This window comes from Shewanella sp. Shew256 (assembly GCF_002196695.1).
GTDB lineage: Bacteria > Pseudomonadota > Gammaproteobacteria > Enterobacterales > Shewanellaceae > Shewanella > Shewanella mangrovisoli.
In genome coordinates, this window is record NZ_NAJR01000003.1 from 133,941 (window position 1) to 155,228 (window position 21,288).

Here is a 21,288-nt window from a genome sequence, read left to right on the forward strand (position 1 = left end):
GAAGTCGTGATTGATGAAAGACGAAAGTTCTCGCGGATCCTCTTTGCCGCTAGCGCATCGGTACACCAAGGTGATAAACAGTGGCAAACCACCATACTCGACCTCAGCCTAAATGGTGCTCTGGTGGACGAACCTGCCGGATTTAGCCATACGGATGCGCCTATCACCCTCAGTTTTACCCTACCGGGCTCGGATATTGAGCTACAAATGGAGACCGAGTTAGTGCATCAACGCAACCAACAACTGGGGCTCAAGTGTAAATTTATCGATGTTGACAGCATCAGCCACCTCAAACGCATCGTTGAGCTGAATCTCGGCGATGCGTCGATACTGAATCGTGAATTGGCGCTATTTATCGAGAAACACAACAGCGCCGATTGAGCGGAAAAGTTGAGTGTGACACAGGCTGCACCGCCGAAAAACCCATAAAAAAAACAGCGCCATTGGGCGCTGTTTTTGTTTTGATGATTATATCGCTTCGAGGGCTTCGGATAATTTTGCCACGCCCACCACTTCCATACCTGCGGGCGGCTTTTTTGGCACATTGGCACGGGGCACAATCGCCCGCTTAAAGCCATGTTTGGCGGCTTCGACGAGGCGTTCTTGGCCATTTGGCACAGGACGAATTTCCCCGGATAACCCCACTTCACCAAACACCACTAAATCGCTCGGTAAAATATCGCCACGGAAACTCGACACCATGGCCAGCAGCAAGGTTAAGTCGGCACTGGTTTCCGTCACTTTAACCCCGCCAACGACGTTCACAAACACGTCCTGATCCGACATTTGTAAACCACCATGGCGATGCATCACCGCCAGTAACATGGCTAAACGGTTTGCATCCATCCCCACAGCGACGCGGCGCGGGTTCGACATGGCCGAATTGTCCACCAGCACCTGAAGTTCTACCAGCAGCGGACGCGTGCCTTCCCACACCACCATGACTAAGGAGCCCGAGGATTCCTCTTCACCGCGGGAAAGGAAAATCGCCGAAGGGTTAGCCACTTCCTTCAAACCACGCTCAGTCATGGCGAATACGCCTAACTCGTTAATCGCCCCGAAACGGTTCTTGTGGGAACGCAAGGTGCGATAACGGCTGTCGCTATCCCCTTCAAACATCACGGAACAATCGATACAGTGCTCGAGCACTTTAGGCCCAGCAAGGCTACCGTCTTTGGTGACATGGCCGACCATGATCACGGCAATGCCGTTTTGCTTGGCAAAGCGAGTTAAATAGGAGGCCGATTCACGCACCTGCGACACACTGCCGGGGCTCGATGCCACATCGCTCATGTGCATGACTTGAATAGAGTCTACGACGATGACTTTTGGCGATTCTTGCAGGGCGACTTCGCAGATCTGCTCCACACTGGTCTCGGATAACATTCGCAGTTTATTGGTTGGCAACCCTAAACGATGGGCGCGCATAGCGACTTGCTGCAGGGACTCTTCCCCCGTCACATAAAGTGCAGGCATTTGCTCGGCTAAATGGCACAGGGTTTGGAGTAACAATGTACTCTTACCGGCACCGGGATGACCGCCAATCAGAATCGCTGAGCCTGGCACTATGCCGCCCCCGAGCACGCGGTCGAGCTCGCCAAAATGGCTCACAATTCGTGGTAAAGCATTGAGGTCAATTTGGTCTAAGGTTTTGACTTCGCTACTGCCCGCACCGGCATAACCCGCAAACTTAGTTCCCCGTCCGGGCGAGGCGGCGCCTAAGCGCACTTCGGTTATCGTATTCCACTCCTGACAAGCACTGCATTGCCCTTGCCAGCGTGGAAAATCCTGTCCACACTCATTGCACACGTACGCGGTTTTATTCTTTGCCATAACTTATTAAAATCTGTATAAAATCAATTTAAGTAACTGTGAATACTGCCGACATTAGACTAACACAGCACGGCATAAAATCAGCATTAGAAAAGACCCTACATGAGTTTAGATAACCATAATGCACTCATAGAACAGCTCAAGCCGCTACTAATGGAACCGAATTTCCAAGAGATTTTTCAGCAGCTGACTGCCGATGAAAACAATTCGACCCGTTTTCTGTTGAAAATGGAGTTGAATCGTTTGGCTTCGCCCTGCACCCGGATTATCGATCTTAGGGATAAGTCTGAGTTGCCCTGCACCGAAGTCATGCTCGGCCAGCAGCGCCATTTTCTCGATGAGCCCGCTAAGCATAGCCTGCAAGCGGCTATGTCTTTATACCGCAATAAGTACACCTTAGGTGTGTATGAATACGTCATCAATGCCCATCAACAGCGGCGACAAAAACTGCGTCAGGTGACACAACAACCGGATGGTGTCGAACCCGAACCTTTTATGGTGCCCGGTGTGGTGCTCGGCAGTTATTTCAACCGCGCAGAAGAGCGGATGAATTACAGTATTCGCATAGCGGTGTCGCAACCCGGGCGAACCGAAATGCCGGGGATCACCGTCGATTTATCGGTTGGCGGTGCACGTATTCGCTTGGCGGCGAATCATCCCTTCGACCTCGACAAGCCCCTCAAGGTCAAACTGCTCGAGCTTAGTGAAGAATATTACTACCCCGATTTACAACTCGGGGTCGATTATCAGATTGTCGATAGCCAAACCAATGGTGAATTCATTTGGTTACGCTTACGCCGGATTGGTGGCACGGATGCCCTAGGTGAAATGCTGGGCAACTTAATCCGAGGCTACAAGCTCCGTTATAAACTGGATGTGAATGATGTCCTAGTGACGGCCTCTGGTCTGGGGTTCGAGCGCCATTACCTACCGCATCTGCCGCATTTGCCTTTGTTTCTCAGTCAGCAGTCCCAATCCATCAGCCATATGCTGCTGAGCCGCGACAATCAGCAGATAGTGCATTATTTTCAGGATGAGAATGATATCAGCCAGTTACCCGCCATGCTGACGCCAGCAAGGCTCTCGGCGCTGGTCAATCATCCCGAAAATCCCGATTACGGATTGTTTTTTAGCTTTACCTACAACGCCCAAGGCTCACTGTATTTTTACTCGGCCACCTTAGCCGAATTAAAAGCCAAGGGCATGACGTCGTTATTCTTAGGTTTTGCCTCAACGAAACCGAGCTGGCGTATTTTCAAACTCATCCCAGATAAGATTTACCATGCGAAAGGTTATCGCCGTGCGACCTTACCGGGGGATGATGCTAAGTACAGCCCGCTGGTGGAGCTGCAATTGTCCCAGTTCAGCCATATGCTGCAACTAATAGATCTTACCAATGAGGATGAAAGGGCTAGCTACAAGGCCTGGCAGGACGATAGCAATGCCAATGCGCTCAAAGCCTTTGGCCAACAGCGCCTAACGGCACACCAAATCAAGCCGGTTTCGATGCAATTTAGTGAGCGTCGACAGGAAGCGCGTTTTGCCTTCAAAACCTTAGTCAATGTGTCACAGGGAGCCCTGAAAGCGACGGGGATAAGCTTAGATATTTCTGGCCGAGGCATGCAGCTGACTCTGGATAATCCGACTGAGTTTGCGACCAACAAGCCAATAATGATCAGTTTGCCTAAGTTGCAGACCATTGCCGGTAAGACTCAGCTGGATAATTTACCCTACCGCCTAGTGCGTACCCGTAAAAATGGCGTGACACTGCATTTAGCCGCAGTGATGGGCCATACGCCCCATGTTGGCGTGGAGTTTTTAAATAAACTGATCGCCCATAACCGTGAAAAACTCGAACAGCTAACAGAGAACAACAGCGAGATAAAAGAGCTGGCCGATGGTTTGAAAAACATTCTGTTGCGCGAGCTGCATTCGGTCCCCTACTTTGTTGAAAAAACAACAAAATCGGCACAGGTCGCCTGTTTAGGGGTCAGCACTGAGCATGATGAGATCAGCGATATTTTTGCCGCTGGCTCCTCGGATACCCTGCAATATAATCTCGCGCCGCTACTAAAAGATGGATTCTTTAAACGGGATATTCTCGATCCTATCCGCCAAATGAAGCCGCAGCAGGATATGGATTTTATTGAGGTATTTATCCAATTGACCCGCCAGTCCCGCGGTCAATTCCATTTAAAATGTGTTCCCGCCACCGAGCTTGGGGATGCACAGGCCAAAATCGCCTTTATCAACCAAAGTAAATTGGCGGGACGCTTTATGGCGCTGCGGATTTACCGTGGTGCGACCGAGAAACCGGATATGGGTTATCTGCGCCGCGAATTGGAATACATCAATATCCACGCCAACCACAGGGCGAAACAACTCGAGGAACAACTCTGGCGGATTATCGGTGTAGGTGAGCTACTCGATATCACCCAAGAGGTGGAGCTGCGCTACCCTGCGCTGCAAAAATAAGCGAGGGCGCATCGCCCTAGTCTTTTAACACTGCCAATTCAAACCCGAGATACCAATCGCGGATCATGGGAAAATGGTCACCCATTGCATCCAGATGGGTCAGCATATCCGCATGGCCATAATCGTGTTTAAAGCCGTTAGCTTTTGAGAGCAGAGTGTATTTTACTTGGCGAAAACCACACTCAGAGATCATATCGGCGACATCTTCGGGATGCCCGAGCACAGTATCGTTTTGCCCGGCAATAAACCACGCGACGGGCCAGTTAGCCGCCTTCGCCGCCTTACCATAATCGAAGCCATCATCATGGTCGAGCCACTCTCCACGCACCCAATCTATGCTTTGAGTTAACGATGCGCGGCTCTCGTTATCCATACCGACACGCAGCTTATCGGCGGCGAGATACCCCTGCCCCACGGCTAAACTCGGGGCGAGACGATTCCAAAACACATCGACCATCAACCATTTTTTAAAGGACTTCACTCGAATCGTGCGTTTACTGCCAAAGGTCAGCAGCGACCGCACACTCTGCTGTAATTCGGGATATCGCGCTAAGGCGCTCGCCATCAAGACGCCGCCCCAAGAATGCGCGCACCAATGCAGCTGCGATGGTGCTGGTTTCCCCTGCTCCTGACAAAGCTGTTGATGCATATTCAAAATATGCTGCTGCACTAATGGCAGTTGCTCACGGATCACCTCCCCTTGCCCCAGAGTAAAGCCACGCGCAATTTTGGGTAGACTCAAACCTCTGCCCGCCGTATCCAGCACATACACCACAAAGCCCGCCTGAGCGAGAAAACATCCTAAGCCTCGGCCACTTTGGCTGTAAAATACCCGGCCATTGGACATGGCACCATGTAACATCAAGATCGGAGGCTTCGAAAAATCCGGATTAGTAGGCAATAACTGGCGCAGATGCAGCTGTCCATCTCGGTACGGAATATAGAAGGAAGTTTGTGCGGGCGTTGGGGCCGAATGTTGGAATGCTGGGGAAGTCAAAGTCAGTCGCTGGTAGTCCATTAATGAACACTAAACTACCAGCTAAACATCAAAAAACAAGAGTCATTACTCTAATGTTAACGACTCGGATGTTGAGGATGAATTAAAACTGCAGTAGATAAGGCAATACCCGCAGATCTAAACTGCGGATCCGCGCATCAGCCGCTGCCGCAAGTTTAGGCTTAGCATGGAAGGCAATCCCAAAGTCCGCCGCCTGAACCATAGGGATATCGTTGGCACCGTCACCGATGGCGACACGCTGCCCAGCAGGGATCTGCCAGTCTTGGCTACAACGGTTAACTACATCGGCCTTAAACTGGGCATCGACGACTTTCCCCGTGACGGTTCCCGCAAGCTTGCCGTCCGCAATCACTAATTCATTGGCAAAGGCCGCGTCTAAATTCAACAGCTGTTTTAAGTGGCCAACAAACGGCGTAAAACCGCCTGACGCGACAACCAAACGCCAATGGTGCGACTTAAGCTCAGTTATCATGGCCTCAAGGCCTGACATCAGTGGCAAAGTGTCACACAAGGTTTGAATAATCTTGGCATCGGCACCCTGAAGCTGGGCGACCCTTTGGCGCAAACTCTGCTCGAAATCGAGCTCGCCCTGCATGGCGCGCTCAGTGATTGCCGCCACTAGCTCGCCGACCCCTGCCATAGCGGCAAGTTCATCAATACATTCAATTTGGATCGCGGTAGAATCCATGTCCATCACCAGTAAACCGGGCTCGCTCAGTTTAGGTAATGGGCCACAAATAAGGTGTAACTCCACCTTCGATGGACAAGTGGCTAACAGCTCGGCACTTGGCTCCACGGGAAGCGCTAATTCAACACAATGCAGCGCTACTTGACGGCGAATAGATGCTATGGAGAGCGAAGTTAATTTAAGGCTTTTAGCCAGAGAAACAATCCAAGCCGCTAATGAGTCTTCAATGCTTAAATCTTCGTAAATCAGACGCATAGCAAATCCACTCTGGGATGGCCGCGTAGACGATTCCTGATAAGCCTCGAAACTGAGCCCCTGATATTCAAAGCGAGGTGAAGGGCTAGCAGCTAACCATACAAACAGCGCATTTTGGTTCAAGCTTTCCATAGGACTCGTGTTCTCCAACTATCGGGCTTACTCAGAATCAATTATGATTAGGCAAGCGCTCTAACTATTAAGGGTCAAAGTGTTATATCTTAAAGGGCTAAAGAAAAGCCATAAAATCAGTAGACTGCTCCAAATCGCCATCGCCTTGACCTTGATGGTCGGCTTAGTGCAATTGTGGCAGACAAGCCTACTACAAGGTCAGCTGCTTCTAAAGTCCCAAACGCAAAAGATGGCCAGATTACTGGTGCAACAAACGGCCTACAGCGCAGCGCCCGCCCTGCAATTGCAAAACGATGAACAGCTCCAATGGCTGGCCAGCGCCTTAGTCGAAGATCCTAAGGTGATGTCGGCGGCTATTTTCAGCGACCAAGGTATACGCTTAGCCTTCGCCCAAAGCCTGACCAATGAAGCCTTAGATCCCGAATCAGACGACATGAGTTTGCTCCTAAGCAAATATCCGCCCTATGTCGAACCCGTGATCCAAGATGGAAAAAATTTAGGCTATGTCGAGGTTAGACTCGATACCAAACTATTTTTTAATGAAATCAAAGAGGCGCATAACCTGAATATGGAACAGCAGCAAATGATGCTGCTGGTTGCCGGCCTTATCGGCATGTTGTTATCACGTGCCTTGTCCTTTAAGCGCGCCGATTTTGACCGACGTCGTACCCGCGCCAAATTGCGTAAAAACCCTAAGAAAAATAAAGCCATAAAAGCAGCAGAGGAACCTTCGCCCGCAAATAATCAAGATACGCAGCAAGATGCTGTTATCGCAAGTGGCACTGAGGCTCAGCAAAAGCCAACAGAAAGCAAAGCAGCAACAGACCTCGATACTCAGCCCTTGGATAAATCAGCAGCAGGTAAAGCGCCAAATGAAGACAGCAATGAAGCCATTGCCGAACCTAAAGCAAGGAAAACCAAAACAAGCGCAGAAACAAAAGCTGTGCTTGCGCCAGAACTCGTAGCATCAGAGAAAGCGCTTGATGTGAAGCCAGAGCTTAAACCAGAGATCAAACCTGAGCTTAAATCAGAGAAAGATACTAAGGATAAGTCATCATCTGAGTCTACGTCTCTGTCTCAGTCTAAAGCGGATACCAAGGAACAGACGACCCAAGCGACAGCTTCAACAACTGAGCCGCAAAGCTCAACGCCAGCGCCGAATAAACCTAAGGTTAAATCGGTGCGCCGAGTCAAAACCAATGCGGCCAAATCCACCGCGGAGAAAGCCCCGGCACAACCGAGCGATTTAGATACCGATTCTACGGGTTAATCGAGGCGTATCTGCTCAAACTGAAGCATCTTGGGTTTAGCGCCGCCTTGCAAAATTATCCATCTAAGATTCAGAAACACAGCTAAGCCGATTGAACGTGAAGATACAAGGCAATAAAAAAGGGTTCGCAGTGCGAACCCTTTTTTTATAACGAAATTAGCCACAGATTACAGCGTAATTGCTGCGTCTAATGTCATCACGATCATATCGTTGAATGTGGTTTGACGCTCATCAGAAGTGGTTTTTTCGCCAGTACGGATATGGTCAGATACAGTTACCACACACAGTGCACGGGCACCGAATTCATGGGCAACACCGTATAAACCAGCGGCTTCCATTTCTACGCCTAACACGCCCATTTTTTCCATCACGTCAAACATTTGTGGATCAGGAGTGTAGAACAAGTCGGCAGAGAAAACGTTACCAACACGGATCTTAGTGCCTTTCACTTTGGCAGATTCGATCACGGCATTCATCAGCTCGTAGTTCGCGATAGCTGCGAAATCTTGGCCTTTGAAACGTAAACGGTTAACTTGAGAATCGGTACAAGCACCCATGCCGATGATCACGTCGCGCACTTTAACGTCAGTGCTGATCGCGCCACAAGTACCCACGCGGATCAGGTTCTTAACGCCGTAGTCTTTAATTAATTCAGTTGCATAGATTGAGCATGAAGGAATACCCATGCCTGAACCCATAACAGAAATACGTTTACCTTTGTAAGTACCGGTAAAACCTAGCATGTTTCGAACGTCAGTCACTTGCTCAACATTTTCTAAGAATGTTTCAGCAATATATTTTGCACGTAATGGATCGCCTGGAAACAGAACTGTCTCAGCGAATGCGCCCTCTACAGCATTAATGTGTGGTGTTGCCATCGAAATAACCCCTGTTTATTTTATTAAGACTTAAGTCTTTGTTTACTGGCGGCCCAATGTTGACCGCCAAATTGAGATCTTGCACGTTTACTTAGATAAACGACTCACCGTATTCCATCGGCTCAAGCTTGAAGTAGCTTGCGATAGATTGGCCGATATCGGCGAAACTGTTACGGCGACCGAGTGAACCGGCTTTCAGCCCTGCGCCATAGGCCAATACAGGCACATATTCACGGGTATGGTCAGTACCTTGCCATGTTGGGTCGCAACCATGGTCAGCGGTGAGGATTAACAGATCGTCCTCATCCAGCAGCGCGAGCATTTCAGGTAAACGCGAGTCGAAATACTCTAGCCCTTTCGCATAACCTGCTACATCACGGCGGTGACCATAGTGGGAGTCAAAATCAACAAAGTTAGTGAATACAATAGTATTTTCACCCGCTGATTTCACTTCGGCTAACGTCGCATCAAATAGCGCTTCTAAACCGTTTGCCTTCACCTTTTTGGTGATGCCACAGTAAGCGTAAATATCGGCAATCTTGCCCACACTCACCACTTCACCACCGGCAGCTTTTAACTTATCTAACACTGTCTTCGCTGGCGGCTCGAGGGAGTAATCCTTACGGTTACCAGTACGAGCAAAGTCGCTTGGGCCAGTGCCATCGAATGGACGCGCAATCACGCGGCCAATGTTGTAAGGCTCTAACTCTTCACGGGCGATTTCGCAAAGACGATATAAATTCTCTAAACCAAATGTGCCTTCATGACAGGCGATCTGGAATACCGAATCCGCCGAGGTGTAAAAAATCGGCTTGCCAGAACGCATATGTTCTTCGCCTAATTCTTCCAGAATCGTAGTACCAGAAGCATGGCAGTTGCCTAAAAAGCCATCGAGTCCCGCACGGGCGAGAATCTTATCTGTCAGCTCTTTAGGGAACGAGTTTTGGTGCTCGCTGAAATAGCCCCAGTCGAACAATACGGGCACACCCGCCATTTCCCAGTGACCGCTTGGAGTATCTTTGCCCGAACTTAATTCCTGAGCGTGGCCATAGGCACCAATCAGCTCAACATTGTCCGCAAAGCCTGGCGCAAACGCCCCCGTGCTTTCCATCGCGGCATGGGCCAAACCTAAACGCGCCAAGTTTGGCAGCGTTAACGGACCTTCACGGCCGATATCGGCTTTACCTTCGGCACACGCTTTAGCGATATGGCCAAAAGTGTCAGAACCTAGATCCCCAAACTTGGCGGCGTCACCTGCTGCGCCCACGCCAAAGGAATCCAACATCATTATAACTGTACGTTTCATAATTCTTCCTTAAAGATCCGCTGCTCGGATATAAGCATAGATCTCAGGTGTTTTTTCTGGAGCGACTTCATCAATACGAATCGCTTTTTTCACGGCTTCTTCTGCCTGAGCAAAAGCATCTTCGGATTGCGCGTGGATAACGGCAATCGGCGTAGAAGCATCAATCTTATCGCCAAGGGCACAGACTTGCGTCAGACCGACACTGTAGTCGAGTGCATCACCAGGCTTGCGACGACCACCACCTAAGGTAACTACGGCTAAACCGAGTTCACGGGTGTCCATGCTGTGGGCATAACCTTGGGTATCAGCAAAGACAGGGCGAATAATTTGCGATTGCGGTAAGTATTTACTGTAGTTTTCGACAAAATCGACTGGACCACCGAGGCCTGAAACCATCTTGCCAAAGATCTCGGCAGCGCGGCCGTTATCTAATACGCGGTTTAACTTGGCACGGGCATCCGCTTCATCGGTGGCGAGGCCACCTAGGAGTAACATCTCGGCGCAAAGTCCCATAGTCACAGCATATAGACGAGGATTACGGTAAGCACCGGTTAAGAAGTCGATGGCTTCCTTCACTTCAACCGCATTACCCGCACATGAGGCTAATACTTGGTTCATGTCAGTGAGTAAGGCCGTCGTTTTAGTGCCTGCGCCATTGGCTACCGCTGCAATGCTGCGAGCAAGCTCCTCAGAGGCTTCGTAGGTTGGCATAAATGCGCCGCTACCGACTTTGACGTCCATCGCCAATGCATCGAGACTACAAGCTAATTTCTTAGAGAGAATAGAGGCGGTAATGAGGGAAATGGATTCGACGGTCGCGGTATTGTCACGGATGGAGTAGAAACGTTTATCGGCGGGAACCAGGTCGCCAGTTTGGCCGATAATCGCCACACCAACGTCTTTAACTACTTTGCGGAACAATTCACTCGAAGGTTCGGTTTGATAACCGGGAATAGCGTCGAACTTATCGAGCGTACCGCCTGTGTGTCCGAGTCCGCGACCCGAAATCATCGGCACATAACCACCGCAAGCCGCAGCCATGGGACCGAGCATCAGACTAATCACATCACCGACACCACCTGTGCTGTGCTTATCGACGATGGGACCATTGAGGTTTAACGCGTCCCAATTGAGCACAGTGCCAGAATCGCGCATTGCCGTGGTCAAAGCGATTCTTTCATCCATATTCATGTCATTAAAGTACACAGCCATGCCCAATGCGGCGATCTGACCTTCCGACACTGCATTGGTGGTTATGCCCTTAACGAAGAACTGGATCTCTTCGGTACTCAAGGCTAAACCATTGCGTTTCTTACGTATAATTTCTTGGGCTAGAAACATGATACTGCCTCCAAGCTAAATACTAATACAACATATCCGTTATTTAGCTTTGCAATGAAACATCAAAACTGTAGCAATATTACAATTACATGCTATCGAAGTTTTGATGTTTCCAACTAGATTTAGGTCACACTTAATTAGTTTCGATATACGATTTTGGTATTAATCGAGATGCAATGTTCGATTAATAGCCTTGAGTCGGCTTAGGCGCATCGGCTAATTCTAATGTGTGTAACAAGCTGTTGAGTAAGCTTGAAGCACCAAATCTAAAGGTACGTGGAGAGACCCAATCAGCACCGAGAATACGCTCAGCCACACCTAAAAACTCAGCAGCTTGAGCAGCATCACGTACGCCGCCAGCAGGCTTAAAGCCCACTTTGGTGTTCTTTTCACTGATCACAGTCAGCATGATTTCAGCCGCTTCAAGGGTCGCGTTAACTGGCACTTTACCGGTAGAAGTCTTGATGAAATCAGCACCCGCATCGATAGACAGTTCAGAGGCGCGGCGGATAAGCGCAGGATCGGCTAATACACCCGATTCGATGATCACTTTCAGTAATACATCGCCACAGGCTTCTTTACAGGCTTTGACTAACTCGTAACCGACACTTTCGTTACCTTCCATCAGCGCGCGGTAAGGGAATACCACGTCGACTTCATCCGCGCCATAGGCAACCGCGGCACGGGTTTCTAATACCGCAATCGCAATATCATCGTTACCGTGTGGGAAGTTAGTTACTGTCGCGATTTGAATGTCTTCAGCGCCCAGCTCATCGAGGGTCTTACGTGCGATAGGAATGAAGCGAGGATAGATACAGATGGCAGCAGTATTACCCGCTGGCGTCACGGCTTTGTGACACAGGTCGATCACCTTCTGATCGGTATCGTCATCGTTTAAGGTGGTTAAATCCATAAGTTCGATGGCGCGTTGTGCTGCTTTTTTTAAATCAGTCATAATAGCTCTCCAAAGTAAAAAACAAATAAATAGAAATCAGTCGCTTATACGCAACGCTCAGAGCTGGCATTATTTTGATTATTTTTATATGGCCGGGCCTTCAGGCGATGCCGAGTAATTTGTGTAGGGCAAATTACATTTTATTAGGTATTCAATCTTGCCTATGCATAACACATACGCATCCTGACACTTAAATGAACTATAAGTGATCACGACTTGAATCCTTGAAGACCGGAAGAGAGGATACGAATAATGTCTTGTTCCTACTTTTCCGCGAAAAATCCGTTTTAGCGCGAGAAAAACACAAACCTTTATATAAACGCACTGCTCAAATTATAAATGGGTTTAGATAAAGATTCATGACACATAAAAGATGGAGCCGCCATCGCGGCTCCAACGGCTCTTACAAGAAATTAGAACTTGTAAGTAGCTGACAGGTAGTGAGACCAACCTGTTGATTCTAGTCCAAAAGTACCACCATCTTTAAGTAGGTAAACATCTTTGAAGCCTTTCAGGCCATAGCCCAGAGCGTAACGATCTGAGTGCCAGTATAGACCGAAGAAAATGTTACCACCGTTGGAAGTGAAAGTTGTATTTTGATAAACGCCATTCTCATCGTAAGCATTTACCTTATCAGCACCAAATTGGTAATCGATATAACCTTGGAATGACAGGAAGCTCTTGTTATCGAAGAAGTAGAAAGGCTTGAACCAGTTAGCAGAGAATTGGTAACCGTTCCACTCTTTCGCGTTCATGTCGTAGTAACCGTACAGGTTCATACCTGTTTTGCCTAACCAAGGCACGTTTACGTCAGCACCAATACCCCAGAATGTGGAGTTCACACCAGTGCCATCACCATCGTTAACTAAACCATCCCAGTTAAACAGAGTAGAGAAGTAAACTTCTTGGATTGGACCGAAAGATAAATCTTTACCGGTTAATGCATCAATAGAAACACGTGGAGCAAACTTCATGAACAGTTTGCTTTTGCCGCTTCCAGGGTTCTTGTCACCGTTGCTGCTTGATTGGTTTGCTAAGTTGAATACGTCAACATAACCATACAGATCGAAAATACCTGAACGGCCGCCGAATTCCATTTCTAAGTAGTCGTGCTGGTCACCAGATGCTGGGTTCTCTGGCTTTTCGCCAATAGAGTACATAGCGTTGAACTGCATCCACTTGTAGTCAGAACCGTGAAGGTCAGAACGGTCTGCAGCAAATGCGTTACCAGACATTGCAGCTACTGCTGTAGCAGCTAAAGCTAAAGTTTTAACGTTTTTCATCATCAACCCCATTATTTTGTTTGCTACCGTCAAGGGTAGCGTTCTTTTTGTGGCGCTCGCATTCTACCTCGATTAAAAAAAATCTCAATAATCTGGCGTAAAATCACGAACACAAAATTCTTAATTGTGAACAAAGTCGCGACTTATTGTTTACGACTAATTAACTTAACCGTACGTCACGACTGTTAAGACAGCATCACAGCTAAAGTCTAGTTGTAATCTGACCTATACAATCGGAGAAACTATTCACTACAGGAATCACTATTGGAAAATGGTTGAATTAACTTAGGTCCCGCCCTGCATGGTCAGGACCCAGTTAGTGGGGAGCATCTCCCCTACATGTCTATGCTTAGATAGCTAAGAACAGACCTGCAATTGTTGCACTCATTAAGTTAGCTAATGAACCGGCGATAACAGCACGGATACCTAACTTAGCTAAATCATGACGACGGTTAGGAGCCATAGCACCTAAACCACCCAGCAGAATCGCGATAGAAGACAAGTTAGCGAAACCACACAGTGCAAACGAAATAATCGCTTTAGTTCTGTCAGTCATTGCTAAACCAGTGTCAGCAACGATCATACCGCCATCAGCGATATCTTTTAGGTATGGAGCAAAGTTCAGGTAAGCAACGAATTCGTTAACAACGATCTTCTGACCGATGAAAGAACCAGCAACCAGCGCTTCGTTCCAAGGTACACCGATTAAGAAAGCTAAAGGCATGAAGATGTAACCAAGGATCAGTTCCAGTGTTAAACCTTCAACACCAAACCAACCGCCTACACCACCGATGATACCGTTGATCATAGCGATCAAACCAACGAAGGCTAACAGCATTGCACCTACGTTTAACGCTAAGTGCATACCAGATGAAGCACCCGCAGCAGCAGCGTCTAATACGTTAGCTGGCTTATCAGGATCTTCTGGTAATTCATCCATATCGTTTTTAGCAACTTCAGTCTCTGGGTGCATCAGTTTAGCCATTAATAGACCACCTGGTGCCGCCATGAATGACGCAGCAACTAAGTACTCAATAGGCACGCCCATTTGCGCGTAACCAGCCAGTACTGAACCTGCGATAGAAGCTAAACCACCCACCATGATCGCAAACAGTTCTGATTGAGTCATAGTTGGAATGAATGGACGAACCACTAACGGCGCTTCGGTTTGACCAACGAAGATGTTAGCAGTCGCAGACATAGATTCAGTACGGCTTGTGCCTAATGCTTTTTGCAGACCACCACCGATGATACGGATGATCCACTGCATGATGCCTAAGTAGTACAGAACGGCGATCAGAGAAGAGAAGAACACGATAACTGGCAACACGTTTACCGCGAAGATAAAGCCAAGTTTGAAGTTAGCTAAATCACCGAACAGGAAGCCGATACCGTTTTGTGCGTAACCGATAACGCTAGAAACCGCGTCAGACACACTTTTCAGGATATCTTTACCGACAGGAACGTACAGTACAAAACCACCGAAGGCGGCCTGGATGGCTAATGCACCACCCACAGTACGCAAGTTAATTGCTTTTTTGTTATTCGATAGGAGGAAACCTATCGCAAGTAGGACGACCACCCCTACTAAGCTCATCAATATATTCATTAACCATCACCCTATTGTTAACACTTTTTAATTATGTTGTTAATCAACCTATTTCCGAGTCAGATTATACCCGAGAGAAAGTCGAAAATCGTCGTTTTGATCAAAATTTTGGAGTTTAATTTCAACCGCTTAGAGCAAAATGCTATTGCGACCTACACCTGTTTAACCAAAAACAACTAAAGGTCAAACAGTTGCATTGCATTCGACACCAAGTGTTCTGATATTAGAACACTAGATTTTTTTTGCAAAGTTGCAATTTTGTCTATAAAAAGTACAGCGTTAGCGGGTTGGTTCCGTTTTTCTGTAACATTTAACGGGGTCATGGCAGGAGAATCAGTCTCAAGTAGGAAGCTTTCTAGCGGCAGTTCACTGACGGTTTTAAGCAGTTTTTTCGCATTGGGATTCATAATTAAACCGCCAATGCCGAGTTTAAAACCTAGCTTAGTGTATTCAAGGGCGATATCGGGGCTACCAGAAAAGGCGTGGATTACGCCACCTCTTGGAAGTTTATGACGCTTTAAATGGAACAATACCTCTTGGTGAGCTTTGACCGCATGGACGATAACGGGCAAGTTCAACTCATGGGCAAGTGTTAGCTGCGCATCGAAAAAAGCTAACTGTTTGCTCCAATTATCAGCATAAAGTTTGTCTAAACCGCATTCACCAATGGCAACAAAACGGGGACATTCTCGTAACTGAGAAACGTGAAATGTTAATTCAGAGATTGCCTTATCAACATCTTCGGGGCAAAACCAAGGGTGGATCCCTAAGGCAAAATAACACTGATATTGCTCAGCAATTACCAATTGTTTTGCCCAATGCAGAGGGGAAACACCCGGGATGATCAGATTATCGATGCCCGCTTGTCGCATACGCAGCACAACCTGTTCACGGTCACTATCAAACTCTGCGAAATCGAGGTGCGCATGGGTATCTAACATCATCAATCCGTTACTCCGATTTTGTCTCTCCATGGGATGCAGCAGCCTTTTCTTGGCAATTCGGATTATTGCGGGCTAATGGCGGGTCCTCCAATCGAGGCATACAACAGCGGCGATTTTCAGGCGTCAGCCCCATCTTGTCACACCAACGAATATAGGCACGCCACGCCTGAGTTATCCAATGAATCATGTGTCATCCCCAAATTGTAGATACAAAAAAGGCGGTGAATCACCGCCTTTTACCCTAGAGTCACTGACCTGTTAGTGTTCGCGTGTTTTAGCGAACTCGATATCAGGGTATCTTTCCATCGAAAGATTTAAGTTAACCATAGTTGGCGCAATATAAGTTAAGTTATCGCCACCATCTAGCGCCAAGTTTTGGCTACATTTGCGGCGGAACTCTTCTAGCTTACGCTCATCTTTACAATAAACCCAGCGTGCGGTTGAAACGCTAATACCTTCGTAAATCGCTTCAACGTTGTACTCGCTCTTTAAGCGGCCAACAACCACTTCAAACTGCAGCACACCCACAGCACCAACGATTAAATCGTTCGAGTCTAATGGACGAAACACCTGCACAGCGCCTTCTTCAGACAACTGCACTAAGCCCTTAAGCAATTGTTTTTGCTTGAGCGGATCGCGCAGACGAATACGGCGGAACATTTCAGGTGCAAAGTTTGGTACACCGGTAAAGCGGAACTTTTCACCTTGGGTGAAAGTATCACCGATACGAATGGTCCCGTGGTTATGTAAACCAATAATATCACCAGGATATGCCACTTCGGCGCGCTCACGGTCGCCCGCCATAAAGGTCAAGGCATCACTGACGTTAACATCTTTTCCGATACGCACGTGGTGCATCTTCATGCCTTGCTCATAGCGACCCGAGCAAACACGCATAAAGGCGACACGGTCACGGTGTTTTGGATCCATGTTGGCTTGGATTTTAAACACAAAACCGGTGAACTTTTCTTCATCAGGCATGATCATCCGCGCATCGCTTTCACGGGGTAGCGGCTTTGGTGCCCACTCCACAATACCATCGAGGATATGGTCAACACCGAAGTTACCCAAAGCGGTACCAAAGAAGACTGGCGTAAGCTCGCCCTTCAAGAAGGCTTGGTGATCAAATTCGTTGGATGCCCCGCGAACCAGTTCCATTTCATCACGTAAATCAGCAGCATAACTACCAATCGCTTTATCCAGCTCAGGGTTATCGATGCCTTCAATCACGCGGCGCTCTTGAATCGTGTGCCCCATACCGCTCTGGTACAGCACCACTTCATCACGCAGAATATGGTAAACACCCTTAAACTCTTTACCGCTACCAATCGGCCAAGTGATAGGCGCACAGGCGATATTGAGTACATCCTCAACCTCATCCATCAATTCGATAGGATCGCGAATATCGCGGTCGAGTTTGTTCATAAAGGTGACGATAGGTGTATCGCGCAGACGCGTCACTTCCATCAATTTGATGGTACGGTCTTCAACACCCTTGGCCGAGTCGATAACCATCAGGCAAGAGTCAACCGCCGTCAAGGTGCGGTAAGTATCTTCCGAGAAGTCTTCGTGGCCGGGAGTGTCGAGTAGGTTAACGAGTGCACCGCCATAGGGGAACTGCATGACAGACGTAGTAATCGAAATACCACGGTCTTTTTCCATTTCCATCCAGTCAGACTTAGCGTGCTGACCCGATTTTTTGCCTTTAACGGTACCCGCTTTCTGCAGCGCGTTTCCGAATAACAGCACTTTTTCGGTAATGGTAGTTTTACCCGCGTCGGGGTGCGATATAATCGCGAAGGTGCGACGTTTATCGACCTCTACTTTATTGTCTGACATTTAACCTATGCACTCGTATCGCTAAAAAAGGCGCAAATTATAGCGCCTCAGTGCGTACTTGGCTAGGTAAAGCCCAAGATGTGTCTCGGGCGATATGGCTTATTTTGTGCCTTCGAGCAAACCTTTAACTTTTGCTAGCTCAATTCGCGCGTATCTGTGCTCAACAAAGTCATAAATATTGGTCGCAAGGGCCAGACGGAAATAATTCGCCGCCTCTTGGTACTGATTCTTGGCGATTTCGATTTTGGCGAGGTAGAAATACGCTTCACATAAACGCTCAGCATATTCTTTCGGATGGGTCAGGCCTAACTTGGCATCGGCAAAAACATGATCACGACTCTTAACACCAAGATAATAATCAACAATCACGGTTGACCAGGCATCGGCTTCCAGCCCCTTGCGGTGCTCCAGTAACTGACGTTTGGCCTCTTCGGCATTATCCTTTGACTGGATAAGGTATAACCACAGGGCGCGGTAACCATCTTTATTATCGCCGGCATAAAACGCCTGCATATCTTTTAAGGCGAGATCGTTGCGATCGCCATAATAAAGCGCGATACCGCGATTTAAGTAGGCATAATCATAGTTTGGCGACAGCTCTAATACACCATCAAACGCCTCATAGGCGCTATCGTATTCACCCTCTTGGGTGTAATAAATACCAAGGAAATTATAGGCATCGGCTAAATCGGGTTGCAGTTTAAGTGCCTGCATAAAATCGATGCGCGCCATTAAGCGTAAACCGACACTGTCGTAAATCACGCCGCGATCATAATGAAAACGTGCACGCTGCTCGTTGGTTAGCTCTACCGCCGATAAAATCTCATTCAGCTTGGCAAGGGTGACTTCGACTTTATAGTCAGGCATCACGGGGGCGATGACTAACTTACCTTCAACGTCATTTTGGTTGTCTAAGGGAGACTTAGTGGTCGCACATCCAGCCAACATCAAGCTGGCACCCGCCAGCACAGCAACAACAGCGGTTCTAATTTTAAGACTCATCCATTTCTACCTTTTTAGGTTCCCAACTAACGCAGAAGAATGTTCATGATAGCAATCCCACTTCAGGACTGCTATTGAGGAATAGCATTAAACGCAATTTTATTAAACCTAAACAAACAAAAAGGAGATCAATTGATCTCCTTTTGGTCACGTCATGTCGAAACTGACGCCGATAATGTCAGTAAAGACGATTATTCAGCAGCAGGTTCTTTAGTCTGTGCTTCTTTGATTGACAGACGTACACGGCCTTGACGATCCACTTCCATGACCTTAACAGTCACTTCTTGGTTCAGTTCAAGGTGGTCAGATACGTTAGCAACACGCTCATCGCTGATTTGCGAAATGTGCACTAAACCGTCTTTACCTGGCAGAATGTTCACGAAGGCACCGAAGTCAACGATACGGATAACTTTACCGTTGTAGATGCGACCTACTTCAACTTCTGAAGTGATTTCTTCGATACGACGGATGGCTTCACGGGTTGCATCGCCATTTGACGAAGCAATCTTCACAGTACCGTCATCTTCCAGTTCGATAGTGGTGCCAGTTTCTTCGGTCAGAGCACGAATTACCGCGCCGCCTTTACCGATAACATCACGGATCTTCTCAGGGTTGATCTTGATAGTTGTGATACGTGGAGCGTGGTCAGAGATATCATCACGATGTGAACCAATCGCTTGGTCCATTACGTTCAGGATATGTACACGTGCGCCGTAGGCTTGTTGCAGTGCAATTTCCATGATTTCTTTGGTGATACCTTCGATCTTGATGTCCATCTGCAGTGCAGTCACACCATCACGGGTACCCGCTACTTTGAAGTCCATGTCACCTAAGTGGTCTTCATCACCTAAGATGTCAGACAGAACAACGAAGTCATCGCCTTCTTTTACTAGACCCATAGCGATACCCGCTACAGAAGTCTTGATGGGTACACCCGCATCCATCAGCGCCAGAGAAGTACCACATACTGAAGCCATAGAGCTTGAACCGTTAGATTCAGTGATTTCAGAAACCACGCGAACGCTGTATGGGAACTCTTCAGCCGTTGGCATAACCGCGTTGATACCGCGCCATGCTAATTTACCGTGGCCGATTTCGCGGCGCTTAGGTGAACCCACCATACCTGTCTCACCCACAGAGTAAGGAGGGAAGTTGTAGTGCAGCATAAAGCGGTTAGTACGCTCGCCCATGATGCTATCAATCTTCTGTGCATCACGCTCAGTACCAAGAGTACAAGTTACCAGCGCTTGAGTTTCGCCACGGGTAAACAGTGCACTACCGTGAGTACGTGGTAATACGCCAGCTAATACGCTTAATGCGCGAACCATGTCTGGCTCACGACCGTCGATGCGCGGCTCACCACGGATGATGCGACCACGAACCACTTTCTTCTCTAAGCTACCGAGCAGACCGTCAACTTCACGTAAATCCACTTCTGGGTTTGCAGCCAGCAGTGCTTCTTTAGCAGCGGCTTTAACCACAGCAACTTGAGCATAACGCTCTTGTTTAACTTGAATTTGATACGCTTCAACAAAACCTGCTTCAGCTAATTCTTTAACTTGAGCAACTAAGGCTTCGTTCGCCACAGGTGCAGTCCAGTTCCACACTGGTTTGCCTGCTTCTGCTTTGAATTCGTTGATGGCTTTGACCACAACTTGTTGTTGGTCATGACCGTAAACCACAGAGCCTAACATCACTTCTTCCGGTAAGGCTTGAGCTTCTGACTCAACCATCAGTACTGCGCTTTCAGTACCAGCAACAACTAGGTTTAATTGGCTAGTCGCTAACTGTTCAACAGTTGGGTTCAGTACGTATTCGCCATTGATATAACCCACACGAGCCGCACCTAATGGACCGCTGAATGGGATACCCGAAATAGCAAGCGCAGCCGAAGTACCGATCATTGAAATAATATCCGGCTCGATTTGTGGATCGACAGATACAACAGTAATGATCACTTGAACTTCGTTTGTGAAGCCATTAGGGAAAAGAGGACGAATTGGACGGTCGATCAGGCGAGCGATTAATGTCTCATCTTCTGAAGGACGACCTTCACGCTTAAAGAAACCACCAGGAATTTTACCTGCTGCGTAGGTCTTTTCTTGATAGTTAACAGTCAGAGGAAAGAAGTCACGGCCTGCTTCAGCTTCTTTTTTACCAACAACAGTGACTAACACTGTCGTGTCACCCATGCTAGCTAAAACGGCAGCGTCTGCTTGACGTGCTATGACACCTGTTTCCAGGGTGACTGTATGTTGACCATACTCAAAACTCTTTACAATTGGATTCACGTGACCCATTCCTTAATTAATGACCTTGAATTACGCGCGTAAGTATACTGCAATTAGGAACAATAGATAAAGAGCAGATAATGATGACAAAGGTCTATCTTTTCACTAAAGTGGGTAAACGAACAAAGAGTTATGTTGTAACTTAATGTAGCAATATCCCCTATAGCGA

Annotated in this window: 17 protein-coding genes; 3 read left to right on the forward strand and 14 right to left on the reverse strand. The window is 47.8% G+C overall.

The features are described 5' to 3' along the window. Window positions 1–9 precede the first annotated feature (9 nt). Window positions 10–381 (forward strand): PilZ domain-containing protein, encoded by a 372-nt coding sequence (locus B5P39_RS06275; RefSeq protein ID WP_041412950.1) that lies wholly within the window; start codon window positions 10–12, stop codon window positions 379–381. An 87-nt stretch (window positions 382–468) separates the two neighbouring features. Here B5P39_RS06275 and radA read toward each other — a convergent pair whose 3' ends face one another. Next, on the reverse strand, window positions 469–1,833 hold the full coding sequence (radA, locus tag B5P39_RS06280; RefSeq protein ID WP_011621836.1) for a DNA repair protein RadA: 1,365 nt from the start codon (window positions 1,831–1,833) through the stop codon (window positions 469–471). Between the two features lie 102 nt (window positions 1,834–1,935). Here radA and B5P39_RS06285 point away from each other — a divergent pair, with 102 nt between their 5' ends. After that, complete coding sequence (locus B5P39_RS06285; RefSeq protein ID WP_088210865.1) at window positions 1,936–4,308, forward strand: PilZ domain-containing protein; 2,373 nt, start codon at window positions 1,936–1,938, stop codon at window positions 4,306–4,308. Window positions 4,309–4,324: 16 nt separating this feature from the next. On the opposite strand, the gene B5P39_RS06290 is transcribed toward B5P39_RS06285, so the two are convergent. Both B5P39_RS06290 and serB read right to left on the reverse strand, forming a co-directional pair. Further along, on the reverse strand, window positions 4,325–5,326 hold the full coding sequence (locus B5P39_RS06290; protein WP_088210866.1) for an alpha/beta fold hydrolase: 1,002 nt from the start codon (window positions 5,324–5,326) through the stop codon (window positions 4,325–4,327). An 82-nt stretch (window positions 5,327–5,408) separates the two neighbouring features. Continuing rightward, window positions 5,409–6,401: a phosphoserine phosphatase SerB gene (gene serB / locus B5P39_RS06295; protein ID WP_088210867.1), complete on the reverse strand. Its 993-nt coding sequence runs from the start codon at window positions 6,399–6,401 to the stop codon at window positions 5,409–5,411. A 79-nt stretch (window positions 6,402–6,480) separates the two neighbouring features. On the opposite strand from serB, the gene B5P39_RS06300 reads away from it, so the two are divergent. Then, complete coding sequence (locus B5P39_RS06300; RefSeq protein WP_088210868.1) at window positions 6,481–7,671, forward strand: AhpA/YtjB family protein; 1,191 nt, start codon at window positions 6,481–6,483, stop codon at window positions 7,669–7,671. A gap of 167 nt (window positions 7,672–7,838) precedes the next feature. On the opposite strand, the gene deoD is transcribed toward B5P39_RS06300, so the two are convergent. From deoD to pnp, 11 genes are all read right to left on the reverse strand, one after another. Beyond that, a complete protein-coding gene (gene deoD, locus B5P39_RS06305; protein ID WP_011621831.1) occupies window positions 7,839–8,549 on the reverse strand; it encodes a purine-nucleoside phosphorylase in 711 nt (236 codons plus the stop codon). Between the two features lie 91 nt (window positions 8,550–8,640). Then, the gene (locus B5P39_RS06310; RefSeq protein ID WP_055647280.1) at window positions 8,641–9,855 is read right to left on the reverse strand and encodes a phosphopentomutase; all 1,215 of its coding nucleotides are present in this window, start codon (window positions 9,853–9,855) and stop codon (window positions 8,641–8,643) included. A 9-nt stretch (window positions 9,856–9,864) separates the two neighbouring features. Then, window positions 9,865–11,196, reverse strand: coding sequence for a thymidine phosphorylase (gene deoA, locus B5P39_RS06315; RefSeq protein ID WP_055647281.1), 1,332 nt, complete (start codon window positions 11,194–11,196; stop codon window positions 9,865–9,867). A gap of 184 nt (window positions 11,197–11,380) precedes the next feature. Next, window positions 11,381–12,151 carry a deoxyribose-phosphate aldolase gene (gene deoC, locus B5P39_RS06320; protein ID WP_011716152.1) on the reverse strand — a complete coding sequence of 257 codons (771 nt, stop codon included), beginning with the start codon at window positions 12,149–12,151 and terminating at the stop codon, window positions 11,381–11,383. A gap of 413 nt (window positions 12,152–12,564) precedes the next feature. Then, window positions 12,565–13,434: a nucleoside-specific channel-forming Tsx family protein gene (locus tag B5P39_RS06325; RefSeq protein WP_088210869.1), complete on the reverse strand. Its 870-nt coding sequence runs from the start codon at window positions 13,432–13,434 to the stop codon at window positions 12,565–12,567. Window positions 13,435–13,783: 349 nt separating this feature from the next. Next, window positions 13,784–15,043 (reverse strand): NupC/NupG family nucleoside CNT transporter, encoded by a 1,260-nt coding sequence (locus B5P39_RS06330; RefSeq protein WP_011716150.1) that lies wholly within the window; start codon window positions 15,041–15,043, stop codon window positions 13,784–13,786. A 176-nt stretch (window positions 15,044–15,219) separates the two neighbouring features. Next, window positions 15,220–15,984 carry a TatD family hydrolase gene (locus B5P39_RS06335; protein WP_176399883.1) on the reverse strand — a complete coding sequence of 255 codons (765 nt, stop codon included), beginning with the start codon at window positions 15,982–15,984 and terminating at the stop codon, window positions 15,220–15,222. Between the two features lie 10 nt (window positions 15,985–15,994). Then, window positions 15,995–16,174 (reverse strand): hypothetical protein, encoded by a 180-nt coding sequence (locus B5P39_RS06340; protein ID WP_088210871.1) that lies wholly within the window; start codon window positions 16,172–16,174, stop codon window positions 15,995–15,997. 71 nt (window positions 16,175–16,245) lie between these two features. Continuing rightward, on the reverse strand, window positions 16,246–17,826 hold the full coding sequence (prfC, locus tag B5P39_RS06345; protein WP_011716148.1) for a peptide chain release factor 3: 1,581 nt from the start codon (window positions 17,824–17,826) through the stop codon (window positions 16,246–16,248). Window positions 17,827–17,925: 99 nt separating this feature from the next. After that, entirely contained in the window at window positions 17,926–18,828 is a 903-nt protein-coding gene (gene nlpI, locus B5P39_RS06350; protein WP_088210872.1) for a lipoprotein NlpI, read from the reverse strand. A 191-nt stretch (window positions 18,829–19,019) separates the two neighbouring features. Continuing rightward, window positions 19,020–21,119, reverse strand: a complete 2,100-nt coding sequence (gene pnp / locus B5P39_RS06355; protein ID WP_088210873.1) for a polyribonucleotide nucleotidyltransferase — start codon at window positions 21,117–21,119, stop codon at window positions 19,020–19,022. Window positions 21,120–21,288 lie beyond the last annotated feature (169 nt).